This window comes from Roseateles sp. (assembly GCF_039929605.1).
In the GTDB taxonomy this organism is placed as follows: Bacteria; Pseudomonadota; Gammaproteobacteria; order Burkholderiales; family Burkholderiaceae_C; genus Pelomonas.
This window is the reverse complement of sequence record NZ_JBDSQX010000183.1, coordinates 20,806-39,672: the sequence shown is the minus strand read 5'-3', so window position 1 is coordinate 39,672 and position 18,867 is coordinate 20,806. Positions and strand designations below refer to the sequence as shown.

The following is an 18,867-nucleotide window of genomic DNA, read 5'->3' as shown; positions in this document are numbered from 1 at the left end:
AGGCGATTGGTTTCGCCACTCATGGCACTGGGAACGACCACCATCTGGTGGCCGGCGCGCGCCCATTTGGCGACGCGCTTAGCGACGTTGCGGATGCGCTCGGTGGACCCCATCGAGGTGCCGCCGTATTTGTGGACGATCAGGGCCATGTGCTTGAACGAAGGCTGAGGACGGGGAGCGCGCCAATACGGCCCGCTCGGAAACCCCTGATTTTATGCGGCTGGCTCGGCCGGGCCTTCGCGCTGAGGCAAGGCCGAATCCTCCAGCCAGCGCAGCGACAGCTGCAGCTCATCTTTTTCGGCGAAGGCACGGGCGTCGAGCCCCAGCCCGGCGACGGCGATGAGGTGCCCCGCGTCGTCGAAAAGCAGCGGCCCCCCGCGCCGCCAGGCCGGCAAGCCGGCTTCCTGGGACGCCTTCTTCAGCGCGCGGAGCGCAGAAGCCGGGGCGCGTTGAAACCGCTCGGCGCCGGCGCGGGCGCGCTGCGTCAGCCCGGTAAGGCGCGCTGGCGCGATGCCCGGCGAAGCAGGCTCCACGAGCCAGGCGCCGCCCCAGGCCGGCTGAGCATGCAGGCCGGGCCGGCTGAGGTCGACGGTGGCCGGCGGCGGCGGCTCGGTGGGCGCGGCCGCCCAGTGCAGGCCGTTGCGGTAGGCGTGCAGCGCGCCACCGGGCGCGGGCCACGACAGCGCCGCGCCCGGTCGCCATTCGGTCAGCAAACGCTCAACGAGGCTGGCCGGCGCGGCCGTGTGCGGCGCGAGCCAGGCCCGCAGCGCATTGCTGGCGCGGGCGGGTGACAGCATGGACAAAGCCGCAAGGTCTAGGCGCTGCGACGTTGCCAGCTCGGCTAGATCATCCACAGCGACTTCAGCGGCCAGCGCCTGCGCCTGCTGAACCCAGCGCGCCGCTTGCGCGAGGCCCGCCTCGGCTGCCGGGAAGGCCGGCCACAAGCTCTGCCGCAACCGATTTCTGGCGAAGCGCGTGTCGCCGTTGCTCGGGTCCTCAATCCAGCGCAGCCCGTGAAGCTCGGCATAGGTTTGGATCGCCTCGCGCGGCTGCTGAAGCCAGGGCCGCGCCCAGCAGATGCCGTCGCGCCATTGCGCCTGCGGCATGCCAGAAAGGCCCGCCGTGCCCGCCCCTCGCATCGCCTGCAACACAAAGGTCTCGGCCTGGTCACGGCGATGGTGAGCGAGCAGAAGCAGGTCAGCATCGGCTGCAAGGGTCATCTCGTGCAGCGCGCGATGTCGCCCTTCACGGGCCCAGGCTTCGATGCTCTCGCCACGCCCCGGTGCGCCACTCAGGCGCGTGCAAGCGAAGGCGGCACCGAACTCGGCGGCAACACGCTCGCAATGCGCCGCCCATTCATCGGCCTGCGGCTGCAGGCCATGATGAACATGGAGGGCCAACACGCGCGCACCCGAGCGGGTGGCGACGTGCAGCAGTGCAGTGGAGTCGAGGCCGCCGCTGAAGGCGACCGCGACAAGCTTCGATTCAGCGATTCTTGGTGTCGCTGAAGCGGCCATAGGCCTGGATGCGCTCGTAGCGGCGGTCGACCAACTCGCGGGTCTTGAGGTCGCTGACCTGGCGCAGCGCGTCGGAAAGCGCCCGCTTCAGGTTGGAGCACATCTGCTTGGCATCGCGATGCGCACCGCCGACGGGCTCGCTGACGATCTTGTCAATAAGGCCCATGGCCTTCAGACGGTGGGCCGTGATGCCCAATGCATCGGCCGCCTCGGACGCACGCTCGCTGCTCTTCCACAGGATGGAGGCGCAGCCCTCGGGCGAGATGACGGAGTAGGCCGAGAACTGCAGCATCAGCACTTGATCGGCCACGCCAATGGCCAGCGCGCCGCCCGAGCCGCCCTCGCCGATGACGGTGGCGATGATGGGCACTTCCAGCTGCGCCATCTCGAAGATGTTGCGGCCGATGGCTTCGCTCTGGCTGCGCTCCTCGGCACCGATGCCGGGGTAGGCACCCATGGTGTCGATGAAGGTGAAGACCGGAAGGCCGAACTTCTCGGCCAGCTTCAGCAGGCGCAGCGCCTTGCGGTAGCCCTCGGGGCGCGGCATGCCGAAGTTGCGCAGCGTGCGCTCCTTGGCGTCGCTGCCGCGCTGGTGGCCGATGACCATGCAGGCCTGGCCGTTGAAGCGCGCAAGGCCGCCGACGATGGCCGCGTCGTCCGCGAAGTGGCGGTCGCCGTGCAGTTCTTGGAACTCGGTGAAGACTTCCGAGCAGTAGTCCAGCGTCTGCGGTCGCTGCGGGTGGCGGGCGATCTGGTAGACCTGCCACGGCGCCACGCTCGCGTAGACCTCCTTGGTCAGCTGGTGGCTTTTCTTGGAGAGGCGGTCGATCTCTTCCGAGATGTCGACGGCCGACTCGCTTTGCACGTAGCGCAGCTCTTCGATCTTCGTCTCGAGTTCCGCGATCGGTTGCTCGAATTCAAGGAAATGTTTTTTGCTCATCAGGTGTCCACCGGTAGGGGATCCAGGCTGCGCCAAATGTACCAAACCGCTACCGAGCGGTAGGGTGCCCAGGCGTCGCCGACCTCGCGCGCCTCGGCGCGGGAGACGGGCTCGCCGGAAAAGTAGTTCAGGCCAATGCCCGTCAGCAGGCCGACGTCGTCCAACGGCAGGACGTTGGGGCGCATCAGGTGAAAGATCAGGAACATCTCGGCCGTCCAGCGGCCGATGCCGCGGATGGCGACCAGCTCTTCGATGATGGCCTCGTCGTCCATCTGCGCCCATTGGCGCACGTGCACGCTGCCGGCATTGAAGTGATCGGCCAGGTCGCGCAGGTATTCAACCTTGCGGGCGGACAGGCCGGCCGCACGCTGCGATTCCACGTCGAGCGCGAGCACCGCTGCGGGCTGCAGCTTGGGCACGAGGGCGATCCAGCGGTTCCAGACCGACTGCGCCGCCTTGATCGAAATCTGCTGGCCGATGATGGAGCGGGCCAGCGTCGTGAACGCGTCGCCATGGCCTTGCAGCCGAGCCTCGCCGAACTGCGGGATCAGCTTCTTCATGACCCGGTCGCGCTTGACCAGGTGCTTGCAGGCCTCGTCCCAATAGGACGGGATGACGTCTGCGGCCATCAGCTCTTGACCCAGGTCGTGCCGTCGGCGCCGTCCTTCAGCGCGACGCCCTTGGCCGTCAGCTCGGCACGGATGGCGTCGGCGCCGGCAAAGTCACGCGTCGCCTTGGCCGCAGCGCGAGCGGCGATGCGCTCTTCTATCCACACGGCCTCGTCGTCACCGGAGCCACCCTGCAGGTAGGCGCGCGGCTCCTGCTGCAGCACGCCCAGCACACCGGCCAGCGCTTTCAGCAGCCCAGCGCGCTGAGGCGAGCGGTCACGGTTGACCTCGTTGACGAGGTCGAACAGCACGGCGACAGCGCCGGGCGTGCCGAAGTCTTCGTCCATCGCCGCCTTGAAGGCGGCGGCGCTGGGCTCGGTCCAGTCGATAGTGACGTCAGCCGGCGGCACGGCATCGAGCGCGGTGTAGAGCCGAGTCAGCGCCGTGCGGGCGTCTTCCAGATGCGTGTCGCTGAAGTTGAACGGCCGGCGGTAATGGGTGCGCAGCATGAAGAAGCGCAGCGTCTCGCCGTCGAACTTCTGCAGCACGTCGCGGATGGTGAAGAAGTTGCCCAGGCTCTTGGACATCTTCTCGCCGTCAACGTTCAGGAAGCCGTTGTGCAGCCAGTAGGTCGCAAAGCCGTAACCCGCGCCCTCGCTCTGCGCGATCTCGTTCTCGTGGTGAGGGAACTGCAGATCGGCGCCGCCGCCGTGGATGTCGAAGCTTTCGCCGAGCAGCGCGCAGCTCATCGCCGAGCACTCGATATGCCAGCCGGGGCGGCCTTCGCCGAAGGGCGCGGCCCATTTGGCGTCGGCGGGTTCCTCGGCCTTGGCGGCCTTCCAGAGCACGAAGTCCAGCGGGTCCAGCTTGCCGTCATCCACCGCCACGCGCTCGCCGGCGCGCAGGTCGTTCAGATCCTTGCCGCTGAGCTTGCCGTAGCCGTCGAACTTGCGCACCGCGTAGTTCACGTCGCCGCCTTCGGCGCAGTAGGCCAGGCCACGCTCTTCCAGGCGCGCGATCAACGACAGCATCTGTGGCACGTAGTCGGTGGCGCGCGGCTCGTGATCGGGACGCAGCAGACCGACGGCGGCGAAGTCCTCGTGCATCGCGGCCGTCATCTCTTGCGTGAGCTGGCGGATGGGGACGCCGCGCTCGACGGCGCGCTTGATGATCTTGTCGTCGATGTCAGTGACGTTGCGCACATAGGTGACGGCATAGCCACTGGCGCGCAGCCAGCGGTAGATGACGTCGAACGCCATGTTCATGCGCAAGTGCCCCATGTGGCACAGGTCGTAGACCGTGATGCCGCACACGTACATGCGCACCTCGCCCGCCACGAGCGGCTTGAATTCTTCGAGGGTGCGACTGAGGGAGCTGTGGACGCGCAGAGACATGTGAAGCGGGAACTGGGGGCAAGCGCCTGCACCAATAAGTAGCCCCGCGCAGGGGCCGGCCAGGCGGGGCTCATAGAATGAATTCAGTATACCGGCCGACCCTGACGCCGCCCCCCGCTACAACCCTCATGCGCCTGCCACTCACCACCCTTGTGCTGCTCGCTGCGCTGGCTATCACGCCCGCCCATGCCGACGATCTGGCCAGCGCCCAACGCCTGTGGCTGGCCGGCCAGAAGACCCAGGCCGTCGAGCAGGTCGAGCAAGCCCTGACCCGCACGCCGGCAGACCTCCAGCTGCGCTTTGCCATGGGCGTCATGCGCATGGAGTTGGGCGAGCGCGACAAGGCCAGCGTCATCTTCACCCGCCTGACGCAGGACTTCCCCGATCTGGCCGACCCCTACAACAACCTCGCCGTGCTGCACGCCGCAGCCGGTGAGCTGGACGAGGCGCGAAGCGCTTTGGAGCAGGCCTTGCGCCTGCAGCCCGAGCATGCCCAGGCGCAGGAGAATCTAGGCGACGTGCTGATGCGCCTGGCGCTGCGCGCTTACCAGCGGGCGCAGAAAGTGGCACTCACGCCCAGTGACGCCCTGGCCGGCAAGATCAGCCGCACGCTGGCGCTAACCGGCACCCTCAACAAGACACACTGACACCCATGACGAAGACCGCACTATTCCTCGCCGCCCTGCTCGTAACTGCCAGTGCCTCGGCGCAGACCGTCAAACTGCAGACGACCGAAGGCGACATCCGCATCGAGCTGAACGCAGAGAAGGCGCCTAAGTCGGTCGCCAACTTCCTGCAGTACGTGAAGGCCGGCCACTACAACGGCGTCATCTTCCACCGCGTCATCGGCAACTTCATGATCCAGACCGGCGGCTATGACGCCAAGCTGAACCAGCGCCCAACCAAGCCGCCCATCCCGCTGGAATCAGGCAACGGGTTGCCCAACCTGCGCGGCACCGTCGCGATGGCGCGCACGGGTGACCCCAACTCGGCGACCTCGCAGTTCTTCATCAACGTCGTCGACAACTACAACCTCAATGCCGATGTCGGTCGCACCGGTACCGGCTACGCCGTCTTCGGCCAGGTCGTCGAGGGCATGGAGGTCGTCGACAAGATCCGTGCCGTCGAGACCAAGTCGGTCAGTGTTCACGAGAACCTGCCCATCAAGCCCATCTTCATCACCAAGGCCGTCATCGAGCCTGCAAAAAAATGAGCCAAGTCAAACTCACCACCAACCACGGCGACATCCTCATCGAGCTGGACGCCGAGAAGGCGCCACTGTCGGTCGCCAACTTCCTCAGCTACGTCCGCAAGGGCCACTACGACGGCACGGTCTTCCACCGCGTCATCAAGGGCTTCATGGTCCAGGGCGGCGGCTTCGAGCCCGGCATGAAGCAAAAGCCCACCGACGCGCAGATCCAGAACGAGGCCAACAACGGCGTCAAGAACGCCCACTACACGCTGGCCATGGCGCGCACCAACGCGCCGCACTCGGCCACGGCACAGTTCTTCATCAACACGACGAACAACGCCTTCCTGGACTTCAAGTCCGAGAGCCCGTCGGGTTGGGGCTATGCCGTCTTTGGCAAGGTCGTCGAGGGCCAGGACGTCGTCGACAAGATCGAGAAGTCCAAGACCGCCACGCAGGGCGGCCACGGCGATGTGCCCGTCGAAGACGTCATCATCGAAAAAGCCGTCGAGGTTTGATCCACACGCTGACGGCCCCGGTGCAGTGGCGGCAGGTCGACCTGCTGTCCGACCTGCACCTCGGGCCGGACACGCCGGGCACGTTGGCCCGGCTTGAACAGCATCTCGCCGAGACGCCTGCGCAAGCGGTGCTGCTGCTCGGCGACATCTTCGAGGTCTGGGTTGGCGACGATGCGCGCCACGAGCCCTTCGAGGCCGGCGTCGTACGGCTGCTTCACCACGCGTCGCAGCGGCTTGACCTCTTCTTCATGCCCGGCAACCGCGATTTCCTCGTCGGGCCGGAGCTGCTGCTGGATGCCGGCGTGACCGCCTTGCCCGACCCCACCGTGCTCGACGCCTTCGGTCAACGCTGGCTGCTGGCGCATGGCGATGAGCAATGCCTGGACGACGCGGCCTACCAGGCCTGGCGTGCGACCAGCCGCTCCGCCGCATGGCAGGCCGACTTCCTGGCCAAGCCACTGGTCGACCGCCAGGCCTTTGGCCGCCAGGCTCGGGCCCAGAGCCGCAAGTCGCAGGCGGCGCAGCTGATGTCGACGGACCTTGATGCCGATGCCTGCCGCACGCTGCTGGCCGAGGCTGGGGCGACGACGTTGATTCACGGCCACACGCATCGACCGGCCGCACATGGCCTCGGCGATGGCCTCAGGCGCGTCGTACTGTCCGACTGGGATCTCGACGCCACGCCACCGCGTGGCGACGTCATCCGCCTGTCCGCCGCAGGCCTGCAACGCCTCCCGCTGTGATCCTGAAAGCCTTGCGCAGCTGGCGCGAACAACGCGCGGTCGAGCGCCACGCCATTCCCGACGCGCTGTGGCAGCTGACGCTGCTGCGCTACCCCTTCCTGGCCCGTCGCAGCGACGACGATCTCACCGAGCTGCGCCGGCTGTCCAGCCTCTTCCTTTCAGCCAAGGAGTTCCACGGCGTCGACGGCTTCGAGGTCACCGACGAGGTCGCCGTCGCCGTCGCCGCCCAGGCCTGCCTGCCGGTGCTGCGCCTGGGCCTCTCCTGGTACGACGGTTTCGTCGGCATCGTCATGCACGCGGGCGAAGTCGTCGCGCAGCGCCGCTTTGAAGACGAAGACGGCATCGTCCACGAGTACGACGAGGAACTGGCCGGCGAGGCCATGGAAGGCGGGCCGCTGATGCTGTCCTGGAACGCGGTCGCCGTCAGCGACGACCCGGCCGAGTTCGGCGCCGACGCGGTGTTCAACGTCGTCATCCACGAGTTCGCCCACGTCATCGACATGCGTGACGGCCTGGCCGACGGCGTGCCGCCGCTGGACGCTGATGAGCGCGAGCGCTGGATCGCGGTCATCGACGCCGAGTGGGAGGCCTTCTGCAAGCGCATCGACGCCGGTGAGGAGACGCTGATCGACCCCTACGGCGGCGAGGCCGTCGAGGAGTTCTTCGCCGTCGCCGTTGAGGCCTTCTTCGTCGCTCCGGCCGCGATGCGCAGCGAAGAACCGGCGATGTACGAGCTGCTGGCCGGTTTCTTCAAGCAGGACCCGGCCGGCTGAAGTGAAAAAGGGACGCCGAGGCGCCCCTTCTGTGCCGAGCCGCTGACGCTCAAGCCGTCGTCGCCGGCTCCGCCTTGGGCTTGTTGTCCCGGGTCGGCTTGGGCGGCGTCGGCTGGATGTCCAGCACCGTCTCGCCCTTGTCGTCCACATCCACACTGAGCCGGCCGCCGTCGACCAGCCTGCCGAACAGCAGCTCGTCGGCCAGCGCGCGCCGGATCGTGTCCTGAATGAGGCGCTGCATCGGCCGCGCGCCCATCAGCGGGTCGAACCCCTTCTTGGCGAGATGCTTGCGCAGCGCGTCGGAGAAGCTGACCTCGACCTTCTTCTCTTGCAACTGGCTTTCGAGCTGCAGCAGGAACTTGTCGACCACGCGCAGGATGATCTCCTCGTCCAGCGCGCGGAAGGACACGATGGCGTCCAGGCGGTTGCGGAACTCCGGCGTGAACAGCCGCTTGATGTCGGCCATCTCATCGCCCTGCTGGCGCGAGTTGGTGAAGCCGATGGTGGCCTTGTTCAGCGCCTCGGCGCCCGCGTTCGTCGTCATGATGATGATGACGTTGCGGAAGTCGGCCTTGCGCCCGTTGTTGTCGGTCAGCGTGCCGTGGTCCATGACCTGCAGCAGCACGTTGAAGACGTCGGGGTGCGCCTTCTCGATCTCGTCGAGCAGCAGCACGGAGTGCGGCTTCTTGGTGACGGCCTCGGTCAGCAGGCCGCCCTGGTCGAAGCCCACGTAGCCCGGAGGCGCGCCGATCAGGCGGCTGACGGCGTGGCGCTCCATGTACTCGGACATGTCAAAGCGGATCAGCTCGATGCCCAGGATGTAGGCCAGTTGCTTGGCCACTTCCGTCTTGCCGACGCCGGTGGGGCCGCTGAACAGGAAGGAGCCGACCGGCTTCTCGGGCCGGCCCAGGCCCGAACGCGCCATCTTGATGGCGGCGGCGAGTGCATCGACAGCAGGGTCTTGCCCGAACACGACGCTCTTCAGGTCGCGGTCCAGCGTCTTGAGCTTGCTGCGGTCATCGCTGTTGATCGACGCGGGCGGGATGCGCGCGATCTTGGCGACGATGTCTTCCACCTCGACGCGCGTGATCGTCTTCTTCTGCTTGCTCTTGGGCAGGATGCGTTGGGCGGCACCGGCCTCGTCGATGACGTCGATGGCCTTGTCCGGCAGATGGCGGTCGTTGATGTACTTGGCCGACAGCTCGGCCGCCGCCTGCAACGCGCCCAGCGCGTACTTGACCGAGTGGTGTTCCTCGAAGCGGCTCTTCAGCCCCTTCAGGATCTCGATGGTCTGCTCGACCGAGGGCTCGGGCACGTCGATCTTCTGGAAGCGCCGCGACAGCGCTGCGTCCTTCTCGAAGATGCCGCGGTACTCGGTGAAGGTGGTCGCGCCGATGCACTTCATCTGCCCGCTCGACAGCGCCGGCTTGAGCAGGTTGCTCGCATCCAGCGTGCCGCCCGACGCCGCACCGGCGCCGATCAGCGTGTGGATCTCGTCGATGAAGAGCACGGCGTTGGGCTGGTCCTTCAGCGACTTCAGCACCGCCTTCAGGCGCTGCTCGAAATCACCGCGGTACTTGGTGCCCGCCAGCAGCGCGCCCACGTCGAGCGAGTAGACGACGCTGTCCGCCAGCACTTCGGGCACTTCACCCTCGGTGATACGCCAGGCCAGGCCCTCGGCGATGGCCGTCTTGCCGACACCGGCCTCGCCCACCAGCAGCGGGTTGTTCTTGCGCCGGCGGCAGAGGATCTGCACGACGCGCTCGACCTCGGCCTCGCGGCCGATCAGCGGGTCGATCTTGCCGTCCTTGGCGAGCTGGTTGAGGTTCTGCGTGAACTGCTCCAGCGGCGACGCCTTGGCGCTGGCGCCCTCGCCTTCCTCGCGCTCAGCCTCCTGGCCGCCAGGGGCCTGGCCCTCGGGGTTCTTCGGCGGCTCGGGGTCGGTCTTCTTGATGCCGTGGGCGATGAAGTTGACGACATCCAGGCGCGTCACGCCCTGCTGGTGCAGGTAGTAGACGGCGTGGGAATCCTTCTCGCCGAAGATGGCGACCAGCACGTTGGCGCCGGTCACTTCCTTCTTGCCACTGCCCGTGCTCTGCACATGCATGATGGCGCGCTGGATGACGCGCTGGAAGCCGAGCGTGGGCTGGGTGTCCACCTCGTCGCTGCCGCCCACCATCGGCGTGTTTTCCTTGATGAACTGCGTCAAGCTCTTGCGCAGGTCATCCAGGTTGGCCGCGCAGGCGCGCAGCACCTCGGCGGCGCTGGGGTTGTCCAGCAACGCGAGCAGCAAGTGCTCGACGGTGATGAATTCGTGCCGCTGCTGGCGCGCCTCGACGAACGCCATGTGCAAACTGACTTCAAGCTCTTGCGCAATCATGCGGCCTCCATAATGCACTGCAGGGGATGGCCGGCACGCCGGGAGGCGGCCAGTACCAACTCCACCTTGGTCGCAGCGACGTCCTTGGTGAAGACACCGCAGACCCCACGACCCTCGTGGTGGATTTTGAGCATGATCTGCGTCGCCGTATCGAGGTCATGCCGGAAAAATTCCTGCAGAACCATGACAACAAACTCCATTGGCGTGAAATCGTCGTTCAGCAGCAGCACTTGATAGAGCCGCGGGGGCTCGGTCTTCTGCGTCTGGCGCTCAACGACGACCGCCCCGTCGCCCTCGTCCTTGCCCGGCTTCAGAGGAGGCGCGGGTGGGGGCGGGGGCGACTGGTTTCGCGGTGAAAAGACGGGGAGCACAGGCATGTCGGGATTCTATCGACGAGGGGTTTCCCTCTCGGACTGCGGGCACTTGGCGACGCCGGGCGAAATTGCAAGTTCCCCCGGGTCAACCCGGCCGGGAAGGTCCCGAATTGACGCTTTTGATTGCGTCACCAGAATCTCCTCCGCCTCCCAAGGAGGCGCCACCAGAATGGAGACATCATCATGGAGCTGGGCAAAGTCAAATGGTTCAACGACGCCAAGGGCTTCGGTTTCATCGAGCCGGAAGCCGGCGGTGATGATGTCTTCGCGCATTTCTCGGCGATCCAGATGGAAGGCTTCAGGACACTGAAGCAGGGCAGCCAAGTGCAGTTCGAGCTGGTGCAAGGGCCCAAGGGCCAACTCGCGCAGAACATCACGCCGATGGAAGCTGCCGCCCTCGCCGCCGAGCAGCAACAGGCGCAGGCCCTGGCCTCCTGATCGATTCAATCCCGCTGTTGCGCCACCCAGCGCAGCACGCCCTCGGGCCCCTGGAACTCATCGACTGAGCGGACAGGGATCGCCGGGTGGCGCTCGCGCCACATCGCGGCGAGCGTCGCGCCGGGGCCGACCTCCAGCACGCAGCGCACCCCGCGCTCGGCGATGCTGTCCATGCAATCGTCCCAGCGCACCGTGCTGGCGATCTGCCCGGCCAGCGCCGGCGCGAGCACCGCCAGATTGCGGCTGGCGGCGCCGGTGAAGTTGCAAACCACGGCCGACTGCGCCGGACGCAGCACCACCGCCTCAAGACGCTGCGCGAACGTTGCCGCAGCCGCAGCCATGGCCGGCGTGTGCGATGCCACGCGGATGGGCAGGCGCGTGCAGCGCAGGCCGAGGCTGCTCCAGCGCGCGGCGGCGGCATCCAGCGCCGCCACCTCACCACCGACGATGGCTCGCTCTGCGCCGATGCGGATCGCGACCGACAAGCCGGTGGCCGATTGGGCCTCGGCCAGCGCATGCGGCCCCTGCACCGCCATCAGACCGGTGGGCCGGTCGGCGACGCTGTCGCTCATGGCCTGCGCGCGCGTGGTCGCTAGATCAAGGGCCGTCGCCGCATCGAACACGCCGGCCACGGCGAACGCGGCCAGTTCGCCGACGCTGTAGCCGGCCACGACCGTGGGCCGGGGCAGGCGTGCAGCCAGCACCTGCCAGGCGGCGATGCCGAGGCCCGTGAGCAGCGGTTGCGCGACGCGGTTGGCATGCAGCCAGGCCGCGTCGCCCAGGCGGTCACGCCAGTCCCGCCCCAGGTGGGCGCTCAACGCTTCAAGCGTCGAGGCCGCCTCGGGCTGGGCGTCGAGCCAGAGCAGCATCTGCGGGTGCTGCGCGCCCTGACCCGGGAAGAGCAGCGCCAGGGCCATTCAGGCGAGTCGCAGCAGCCAGCACGCGGCCGCCAGCGTGTCCGCTGCGCCGCCGGGCGACAGGCGCCGGCGCACGAACTCGGCGCCGAGGGCCTTGGCTGCGTCAAGGCCATGCGGACAACCAGCGCCGCCAGCGGCCAGAAAGTCGCGCGCGGCGGCCTGGGCGAAGTTCAAGCCTTCGAGGCCGCCTCGGTGGGCCAGGTTGCTGTCGTCCAGCACCGCCATGATGGCGAACAGGGTGTCGAGCCGGGCTGGCGCCGACGCGAGCCCACGTGCAAGCGCCGCGCGCAGGGCCGGCTCGGCCGTCTCGAACAAGGTCGGGAAGCCCAGCGCCGCCTCGGCAGACGCGCTGCGCAGGCCCAGGCGGTGTGCCGCCATGCCGCCGGGCAGCGTGGAGGGCCGCTGGGCGCGCGCGGTCAGCGCGGCGCCCCAGCGCTCGGCCAGCGTGTGCCGCAGCGCCAGTGGCGTGAGGCGATGGCCTTGCGCGCTCAAGGCGCTAGCGGATGCGCACAGCAAACCCAGCATGAAGATGGCGCCGCGGTGCGTGTTGATACCGCTGGTGGCCGCCAGCATGCGCGCTTCCGCCGCGATGCCGCAGCGCTCCAGCGCCTCGAAAGGCGCGCCGGCGGCTCCCAGCTCGGCGATGCGCACGAAGTAGCTGCGCAGCGCGAACAGGCTGCGCATGAAGGTGTGGGCGTCCATGTCGGCATGGCTGCCGCGGTCGATCAGCGTCACGAGGCCGGGCTTGGGCGCCAGCGCCAGCTCGTCGTACAGCGCCAGCGTGGCGGCGCGGCCGATCTCCTGCACGCTGGGCGCTGGCGCTGCCGATGCCAGCTGGCGCTTCATGCCATCACCTCGGCGCCTTCAAACACGCGAAGCGAGTCGACCATGGCGGCGCCGTGCAGCCGCTTGACCAGCAGCGTGCGCGCCCTGCCCTCGCGCCAGGCCTGCCATTCGCGCCAGGCCACGGCGGCGTCGCCGTCGAACACCAGCTCGCCGTCCAGCCGCAGCGTCGGCGCCGCGAAGTCGCCCAGCACCGCCGCCACGGCATCGGCCTGCGCGGCATCGTCCACCGCCAACCAGAGGTCAAGGTCTGACCCATCACGGAGATGGTCCAGCGCGGTGAAGTGCTGCCAGCCATGGCTGCCGTAGACGCGCGCCGTCACGCCGCCGGCCTGCAGCCGCGCGGCCAGCTGCCTCGCCGCAATGCGCGCGCTGGCGGGCAGCTGGCCGAGCACTTGATCCAGGCGCGGGAACTCGTCGAAATAGAGCACGTCGACCAACGGCACGCGCAGCGCGAAGCGACGGCGCTGCCAGCGGTGGGGTGCGCACAGGCCCAGGGCGACGGTCTCGCCGTCGTCCCCGGGCTGGCGCGTGACGACGACGGGCAGGCTGTGCCCGGCCCAATGCTGCAGGCAGTCGCGCGCCTCGCTGTCCCACGTGCCCGCCAGCAGGCGCTGCCAGCCGGCGCGCGACAGCCAGGCGATCTGGTGACGGTGCAGCGGCGTCACTGGTGCACCCTTCGGCCTGCGGCCTGTCCCGCCAGGCGGGAGCGAGCTTGCTTGGGGCGGCCCGACGCAGCGCTCATGGCGCGTCCAGCACCCGTTGCGCGACGCTCGCCGCGAGCAGGCGCCCACCGCGTGCAGCGCCGACCTCGGCGCGGCGGTCGTCGGTCGGCGCATCCGCCAGCGCCTCGCGCAGCGCCTGGGCCAGGTCGCCCTGCCAGAGCCGGCGCACGCCGCCCATCGCCACGTAGTTGCCCACGCCGGGGGCGAACACGGGGTTGGACTCGGACAGCGCCGCCAGCAGCGCCTCGGGCAGCTTGGTGACGCGGGCCATGGCGGGCAGGCGCATGACGCGGATCTCCGCCTCGGGCAGCGCGTCGCAGGCGTCGGCAATCAGGCCGGAGGTGATGAAGCCGCCGGACAGCGCCTGGTCGTAGACGAGGCCCAGCACGCGGTGGCCGCGGCGCCGCGCGAGGTCGATGCAAAGCCCCAAGTGGGCCATCGCGCGGTTGATGCCCAGCAGCTCGTCGCGGCGGCGCAGCTGCTGGCCTTGCGTGTCGATCAGCAGCAGGATGGCGCGGCCGGGGTGCTGCGCCATTGTGTCGAGCACGGCGCGGGCCTGGGTCAGCGCGAGCTGCACGCCGATGGGCGCGTGGGCCGTGGTGCCGATGACGGCGATGGACTCGCCGTCTAACTCGACGTCGCCGCGCAAGAAGTCGCCGTCGCGCGTGATGCCATGGTCGGCGCCGAAGAGTTGGTTTGCCAGCGTGGGCCAGTCCATCAGTGCGCTCCCAGGGCCAGCACGCCGGCCACGTCGAGGTCCGGCACGCGGTTGGCGTCGGGGATGCCGAGCGCAGCCCACAGCGCGACGGCCTCGTCACCGTCGAAGTGCAGCCGGGCAGCGAGCTTGGCGTGTTCCTGCTCCAGCGCGGCGAGCGTGACCGGACGGCCGGCGTCCAGCGCTGCGATGGCCGCCGTGCGGAACGCGGCCACGTCGTCTTCAACGAGCACGTCGCAGTCGCCGGTCAGCCAGCGGTGCTTGCCGCCGGTCGTGCGCCACACGAGGGCCCGGTCGCGTGAGTCGAACTCCTCGACACCGTGCGAGGCCTCGATGACCTCGGGGCCGGACATGGCCAGGCGGCCGAGGTCACTCATGACGATGTGATCGGCACAGCGCGCGACGATGCCCATGCCGCCGAAGCAGCCGCCAGAGCCGCCGATCAGCACGATGACGGGGATGCCGGCGGCGCGCACGTCGAGCAGCGCACGCATCACCTCGGACACGGCGATCAGGCCCGCGTTGGCCTCGTGCAGGCGCACGCCGCCGGACTCGGCCAGCAGCAGCACGGCGCGCGGCTTGTCGCGCAGCGCGCGGCGCAGCAAACCGACAAGCTTGGCGCCATGCACCTCGCCCACGCCGCCGCCCATGAACTGGCCTTCCTGGGCCGCGACGAAGACCTCGTGGCCCGCCAGCGTCGCGCGGCCGATGGCGACGCCGTCGTCGAAGGACGCGGGCACGCCGAGCTGGGCCAGGTGCGGGCTCATCAGCCGCATCGCGGGCGACAGCCATTCGTGAAAGCTGCCGTCATCGACGATCAGGGCCAAGCGCTCGCGAGCCGAGCATTCCGAAAAAGAGATCATGGCTGCAGCTCCTGCGCCGCCTGGTCCAGCCGCAAGCTGACGACGGCCGGCGTGGCGCCCATGTCGTGGACGGACAGGCGCACACCGGCGAGCTGGTGGCGCTGGTGGAAGTCGCTGATGACGGCCGCCCAGATGGCGCCGAAGCCGCGCGCCGAGGTTTCGATGTAGACCGCGCAACCGTCGCCGGCAGCGGGCTCCAGCAGCACTTCGAGATTGCCGGAGCCGACGACGCCGACGAGCACCGGCGTGAAGGCGCCAGCGGGCCGCGTACCGGTGAAGGCGTAGTCCAGGGTTTCGAGTCCAGGGGTGCTCATCAAGTCCTCACCAGTTGCGAAAGCGCTTGGGCGGGCTGTAGAGGCCGCCGGAGGCGCGCACGAGGTCGCGCATGCTGCGCGCGGCGAGCAGGTTGCGTGTCGCTTCGCGCGGGTCGACGCCGAGGTCGGCGGGCCGCTTGATAACGCCGCGGTCGCGCAGGTTCTCCACCATGCGCGCGTCCCGCGCCAGGCCCACCGCCGTGTAGCCGGCCACGCCGCGAATGGCCTGCTCGCGCTCCTCGTCGCTGCGGCACAGCAGCAGGTTGGCAATGCCTTCCTCGGTGAGGATGTGGCTCACGTCGTCGCCGTAGATCATGATCGGCGGCAGGGCCATGCCGGCTTGCTCCTGCAGCGTCCAGGCGTCCAACCGCTCGACGAAGGCGGGCTGCATGTGCTCGCGGAAGGTCTCGACCATCTGCACGACCAGCTTCTGGCCGCGTGGCGTGCCGGCGGCACCTTGGCGGCCGGCGCGAGCCTCGGCGCCGGCCTTCAGCCAGGCCGGGCTGGCGTGGCGGCGGCCGCGTGCATCGGCGCCCATGTTGGGCGCGCCGCCAAAGCCGGTGATGCGGCCGAGCGTGGCGGTGGAGCTGTTGCCCTGCAGGTCGATCTGCAGCGTGGAGCCGATGAAGAGGTCGCAGGCGTAGTGGCCGGCGGCCTGGCAGAAGGCGCGGTTGCTGCGCAGGCTGCCGTCGGCGCCGGTAAAGAACACGTCCGACCGGGCGCGGATGTAGTCCTCCATGCCCAGCTCGGAGCCGAAGGAGTGGATGGACTCCACCCAGCCGGCTTCGATGGCGGGGATCAGCGCCGGGTGCGGGTTCAGCGCCCAGTGCTTGCAGATCTTGCCTTTGAGCCCGAGCTGCTCGCCGTAAGTGGGCAGCAGCAGTTCGATGGCCGCCGTGTCGAAGCCGATGCCGTGGTTCAGGCGCTGCACGCCGTACTCGGCGTAGATGCCCTTGATGGCCATCATGGCCATCAGCACCTGGATCTCGCTGATCTGCGCCGGGTCGCGCGTGAACAGCGGCTCGACGAGGTTGGGGCGCGGCGCCTTGATGACGAAGTCGACCCAGTCGGCCGGGATGTCGATGCGCGGCAAGACATCCACGATCTCGTTGACCTGCGCGATGACGATGCCGCCCGAGAAGGCCGTGGCCTCGACGATGGCCGGCGTGTCCTCGGTGTTGGGCCCGGTGTAGAGATTGCCGGCCGCATCTGCCGCGTGCGCGGCCACCAGCGCGACCTTGGGCGTCAGGTCGACGAAGTAGCGCGCGAAGAGTTCGAGGTAGGTGTGGATGGCGCCGATCTCGATGCCACCGCTGCTCACCAGCTTGGCCAGGCGCGCGCCCTGCGGGCCGGAGAAGGAAAAGTCCAGCCGCTTGGCGATGCCGCTCTCGAACACGTCCAGATGCTCGGGCAGCGCCAGCACGGACTGCACCATGTGCAGGTCGTGCACGCGCTGCGGGTCCACCTGGTTGAGCGACTCGGCAAGAAAGTCCGCCTGCTTCTGGTTGTTGCCTTCCAGGCAGACGCGGTCGCCGGGTTGCAGCACGGCTTCCAGCAGCGGCACGATGGCTTCGGTGGCGACCCGCCGGCCCTGCACGCCGGAGACCTCGGCCGCACGGGCCAGGCGCTCGCGGCGCTGCAGGTCGCGCAGATTCCAGGCGGGAGCGTTCATCGATGCTCCTCAGTGCGGCTTGGCCGCGACACCCATGACCATGTCGGGAAGGGCCGTAGCGATGCCCGGGAAGATGCAGATCAGCAGCACCGCCAGCAGCATCAGCACGACGAAGGGGAGCACGCCCCAGATGATGTCGCGCAGGTCGATGTCGGGTGCGATGTTCTTGATGACGAAGATGTTCAGGCCCACCGGCGGGTGGATGAGGCCGGTCTCCATGACGATGGTCATCAGGATGCCGAACCAGATCAAGTCGAAGCCCGCGGCCTTCAGCGGCGGCAGGATGATGGGCGCCGTCATCAGGATGATGCTGACCGGCGGCAGGAAGAAGCCGAGCAGGATGACCATCAGCAGCACCGCCGCCAGCAGCACCCACTTCGACAGCTGCATGGCGACGATCCACTCGGCCACCGACTGGCTGATGTGCAGGTAGCTCATCACGTACGAGAACAGCAGCGACATGCCGATGATGAGCATCAGCATGGTCGACTCCTTCAGCGTCGACGTGAGGATGGGCGCCACGTCCTTGGGCCGCCAGACGCCGTAGATGACGGCGATCAACGCCAGCGCCAGCAGCGCACCCAGGCCGGCTGTTTCAGACGGCGTCGCGAAGCCGCCGTACAGCGCCACCATCACGCCGATCAGCAGCAGCACGAAGGGCACGACGCGCGGCAGCATCTCGAACTTCTGGCGGTTCGTGAAGGTCTCATTGGCCAGCAGCGCGGACGCAGCACCCGTGCGCTTGAACTCGGCCTCGGCCAGTGCGTATTCCTTGCGGTAGCGATAGGCCGCGTAGGCCGCGAACAAGCCGACCAGCAGCACGCCGGGGAAGATGCCGGCCAGGAAGAGCCGGCCCAGCGACTGCTCGGCCGCCACGGCGTACAGGATCATCGTGATGGACGGCGGCAGCAGGATGCCCAGCGTGCCGCCGGCCGCGATGATGCCGGCCGCGAAGCCGGGCGAGTAGCCGCGCTTGCGCATCTCGGGGATGCCGGCGCTGCCGATAGCCGAGCAAGTGGCCGGGCTGGAGCCGGCCATGGCCGCGAACAGCGCGCAGGCGAACACATTGGCGATGCCCAGGCCGCCGGGGATGCGGCCCATCCACACGTGCATGGCGGCATAGAGGTCCTGGCCGGCGCGTGACTTGCCGATGGCCGCGCCTTTCAGGATGAACAGCGGTATGGAGAGCAGCGTGATGCTGGCCATCTCCTCGTAGACGTTCTGCGTGACCGTGTCCAGCGCCGACGCCGGCATGAAGATGGCCATGAACAGCACCGCCACGCTGCCGAGCGCAAACGCGATGGGCGCGCCCGAGAACATGAACAGCAGCGTGACGACGCCGAACAGCGAGCCGAGGACGAGCATGCTCATGCCGGCACTCCCGAGTGAGGTTTGAAGAGGCCGTTGACGCGGGCCGTGAGCTGCACCAGCAACTGCAGGCTCAGCAGCGTCATGCCGAGGGCCATCAGGCCGTAGGGAACCCACAGTGGCGGCGCCCAGGAGGACGACGTCGTCTGGCCCTCGGCCCAGGCTTCGTGGAAGAGCGTCCAGGACTTCCACGCGAAGAAGCTGCAGAAGGTAGTGCACATCAGGTCCACCAGCATCAGGCGCAGGCGATTGACCGAACGCGGCAGCAGGCCGGCCATGGCCTCGATGCCGACGTGGCCGCGCATCGACTGCACGAAGGCGCCGCACAGGAAGGTCGCGCCCACCAGGCAGAACACCGCCGCCTCGTCCTGCCAGTCCGTGGACGCCTTCATCACATAGCGCGACACGACGCTGTAGGTCAGCACGCAGGCTGCCACCAGCAGCGCAAGCATGCCGAGCACGACCATCGCTTGGTTGATGACGTTCAGCGCGCGGGCGACAGGGCGCAGCAGTGCGGGCGTGTCGGGGTCGATGCCGGCACGCACCGCCGGCTGCATTTCGAAACCGTGGCTCATG

General features: G+C 68.4%; 21 protein-coding genes and 1 pseudogene. 6 read left to right on the top strand and 16 right to left on the bottom strand.

All coding sequences use genetic code 11. The annotated features are described in order from the left end of the window. From ABIS05_RS25000 to cysS, 5 genes and pseudogenes are all read right to left on the bottom strand, one after another. Positions 1-149 (bottom strand): annotated as a pseudogene (locus ABIS05_RS25000) (aspartate kinase); the annotation flags it as partial. 63 nt (positions 150-212) lie between these two features. After that, the gene (gene tilS / locus ABIS05_RS24995; RefSeq protein WP_348012941.1) at positions 213-1,517 is read right to left on the bottom strand and encodes a tRNA lysidine(34) synthetase TilS; all 1,305 of its coding nucleotides are present in this window, start codon (positions 1,515-1,517) and stop codon (positions 213-215) included. Further along, positions 1,486-2,457, bottom strand: a complete 972-nt coding sequence (locus tag ABIS05_RS24990; protein WP_348012940.1) for an acetyl-CoA carboxylase carboxyltransferase subunit alpha — start codon at positions 2,455-2,457, stop codon at positions 1,486-1,488. The genes tilS and ABIS05_RS24990 overlap by 32 nt, the downstream gene beginning before the upstream one ends. Next, a complete protein-coding gene (locus ABIS05_RS24985) occupies positions 2,457-3,086 on the bottom strand; it encodes a DNA-3-methyladenine glycosylase 2 family protein (RefSeq protein ID WP_348012939.1) in 630 nt (209 codons plus the stop codon). The genes ABIS05_RS24990 and ABIS05_RS24985 overlap by 1 nt, the downstream gene beginning before the upstream one ends. After that, positions 3,086-4,459 carry a cysteine--tRNA ligase gene (cysS, locus tag ABIS05_RS24980; RefSeq protein WP_348012938.1) on the bottom strand — a complete coding sequence of 458 codons (1,374 nt, stop codon included), beginning with the start codon at positions 4,457-4,459 and terminating at the stop codon, positions 3,086-3,088. The genes ABIS05_RS24985 and cysS overlap by 1 nt, the downstream gene beginning before the upstream one ends. A gap of 128 nt (positions 4,460-4,587) precedes the next feature. Between cysS and ABIS05_RS24975 the strand changes: the two genes are divergently transcribed. Genes ABIS05_RS24975 through ABIS05_RS24955 form a run of 5 tightly spaced genes read left to right on the top strand, consistent with a single transcriptional unit; the run spans position 4,588 to position 7,682 of the window. Beyond that, positions 4,588-5,106, top strand: coding sequence for a tetratricopeptide repeat protein (locus ABIS05_RS24975; protein ID WP_348012937.1), 519 nt, complete (start codon positions 4,588-4,590; stop codon positions 5,104-5,106). A 5-nt stretch (positions 5,107-5,111) separates the two neighbouring features. Further along, on the top strand, positions 5,112-5,672 hold the full coding sequence (locus ABIS05_RS24970) for a peptidylprolyl isomerase (RefSeq protein ID WP_348012936.1): 561 nt from the start codon (positions 5,112-5,114) through the stop codon (positions 5,670-5,672). Further along, a complete protein-coding gene (locus ABIS05_RS24965) occupies positions 5,669-6,166 on the top strand; it encodes a peptidylprolyl isomerase (protein WP_348012935.1) in 498 nt (165 codons plus the stop codon). The genes ABIS05_RS24970 and ABIS05_RS24965 overlap by 4 nt, the downstream gene beginning before the upstream one ends. Then, positions 6,163-6,909 carry a UDP-2,3-diacylglucosamine diphosphatase gene (locus tag ABIS05_RS24960; protein ID WP_348012934.1) on the top strand — a complete coding sequence of 249 codons (747 nt, stop codon included), beginning with the start codon at positions 6,163-6,165 and terminating at the stop codon, positions 6,907-6,909. The genes ABIS05_RS24965 and ABIS05_RS24960 overlap by 4 nt, the downstream gene beginning before the upstream one ends. Continuing rightward, positions 6,909-7,682: a zinc-dependent peptidase gene (locus ABIS05_RS24955; protein WP_407074880.1), complete on the top strand. Its 774-nt coding sequence runs from the start codon at positions 6,909-6,911 to the stop codon at positions 7,680-7,682. The genes ABIS05_RS24960 and ABIS05_RS24955 overlap by 1 nt, the downstream gene beginning before the upstream one ends. Positions 7,683-7,731: 49 nt before the next feature. Here the strand turns inward: ABIS05_RS24955 and clpA are convergent, their stop codons facing one another. Next, the gene (gene clpA, locus ABIS05_RS24950; RefSeq protein ID WP_348012932.1) at positions 7,732-10,062 is read right to left on the bottom strand and encodes an ATP-dependent Clp protease ATP-binding subunit ClpA; all 2,331 of its coding nucleotides are present in this window, start codon (positions 10,060-10,062) and stop codon (positions 7,732-7,734) included. Further along, positions 10,059-10,439 (bottom strand): ATP-dependent Clp protease adapter ClpS, encoded by a 381-nt coding sequence (gene clpS / locus ABIS05_RS24945; protein ID WP_348012931.1) that lies wholly within the window; start codon positions 10,437-10,439, stop codon positions 10,059-10,061. Before clpS ends, clpA begins: the two co-directional genes overlap by 4 nt. 180 nt (positions 10,440-10,619) lie before the next feature. Between clpS and ABIS05_RS24940 the strand changes: the two genes are divergently transcribed. After that, positions 10,620-10,874, top strand: coding sequence for a cold shock domain-containing protein (locus ABIS05_RS24940; RefSeq protein WP_348012930.1), 255 nt, complete (start codon positions 10,620-10,622; stop codon positions 10,872-10,874). A 5-nt stretch (positions 10,875-10,879) separates the two neighbouring features. Here ABIS05_RS24940 and ABIS05_RS24935 read toward each other — a convergent pair whose 3' ends face one another. From ABIS05_RS24935 to ABIS05_RS24895, 9 genes are all read right to left on the bottom strand, one after another. Then, positions 10,880-11,791 (bottom strand): acyltransferase domain-containing protein, encoded by a 912-nt coding sequence (locus ABIS05_RS24935; protein WP_348012929.1) that lies wholly within the window; start codon positions 11,789-11,791, stop codon positions 10,880-10,882. Beyond that, positions 11,792-12,637, bottom strand: coding sequence for a triphosphoribosyl-dephospho-CoA synthase MdcB (mdcB, locus tag ABIS05_RS24930; RefSeq protein WP_348012928.1), 846 nt, complete (start codon positions 12,635-12,637; stop codon positions 11,792-11,794). It abuts the gene before it with no gap. Beyond that, complete coding sequence (gene mdcG / locus ABIS05_RS24925; RefSeq protein ID WP_348012927.1) at positions 12,634-13,302, bottom strand: malonate decarboxylase holo-[acyl-carrier-protein] synthase; 669 nt, start codon at positions 13,300-13,302, stop codon at positions 12,634-12,636. Before mdcG ends, mdcB begins: the two co-directional genes overlap by 4 nt. 73 nt (positions 13,303-13,375) lie before the next feature. Then, on the bottom strand, positions 13,376-14,077 hold the full coding sequence (locus ABIS05_RS24920) for a biotin-independent malonate decarboxylase subunit gamma (RefSeq protein ID WP_348012926.1): 702 nt from the start codon (positions 14,075-14,077) through the stop codon (positions 13,376-13,378). After that, positions 14,077-14,937 (bottom strand): biotin-independent malonate decarboxylase subunit beta, encoded by an 861-nt coding sequence (locus ABIS05_RS24915; protein WP_348012925.1) that lies wholly within the window; start codon positions 14,935-14,937, stop codon positions 14,077-14,079. The genes ABIS05_RS24920 and ABIS05_RS24915 overlap by 1 nt, the downstream gene beginning before the upstream one ends. Then, positions 14,934-15,251 carry a malonate decarboxylase acyl carrier protein gene (gene mdcC / locus ABIS05_RS24910; RefSeq protein WP_348012924.1) on the bottom strand — a complete coding sequence of 106 codons (318 nt, stop codon included), beginning with the start codon at positions 15,249-15,251 and terminating at the stop codon, positions 14,934-14,936. Before mdcC ends, ABIS05_RS24915 begins: the two co-directional genes overlap by 4 nt. Positions 15,252-15,258: 7 nt before the next feature. Next, complete coding sequence (gene mdcA / locus ABIS05_RS24905; protein WP_348012923.1) at positions 15,259-16,923, bottom strand: malonate decarboxylase subunit alpha; 1,665 nt, start codon at positions 16,921-16,923, stop codon at positions 15,259-15,261. Between the two features lie 9 nt (positions 16,924-16,932). Further along, on the bottom strand, positions 16,933-18,294 hold the full coding sequence (locus ABIS05_RS24900; RefSeq protein ID WP_348012922.1) for a TRAP transporter large permease: 1,362 nt from the start codon (positions 18,292-18,294) through the stop codon (positions 16,933-16,935). Then, positions 18,291-18,866, bottom strand: a complete 576-nt coding sequence (locus tag ABIS05_RS24895) for a TRAP transporter small permease (RefSeq protein ID WP_348012921.1) — start codon at positions 18,864-18,866, stop codon at positions 18,291-18,293. The genes ABIS05_RS24900 and ABIS05_RS24895 overlap by 4 nt, the downstream gene beginning before the upstream one ends. Position 18,867 lies beyond the last annotated feature (1 nt).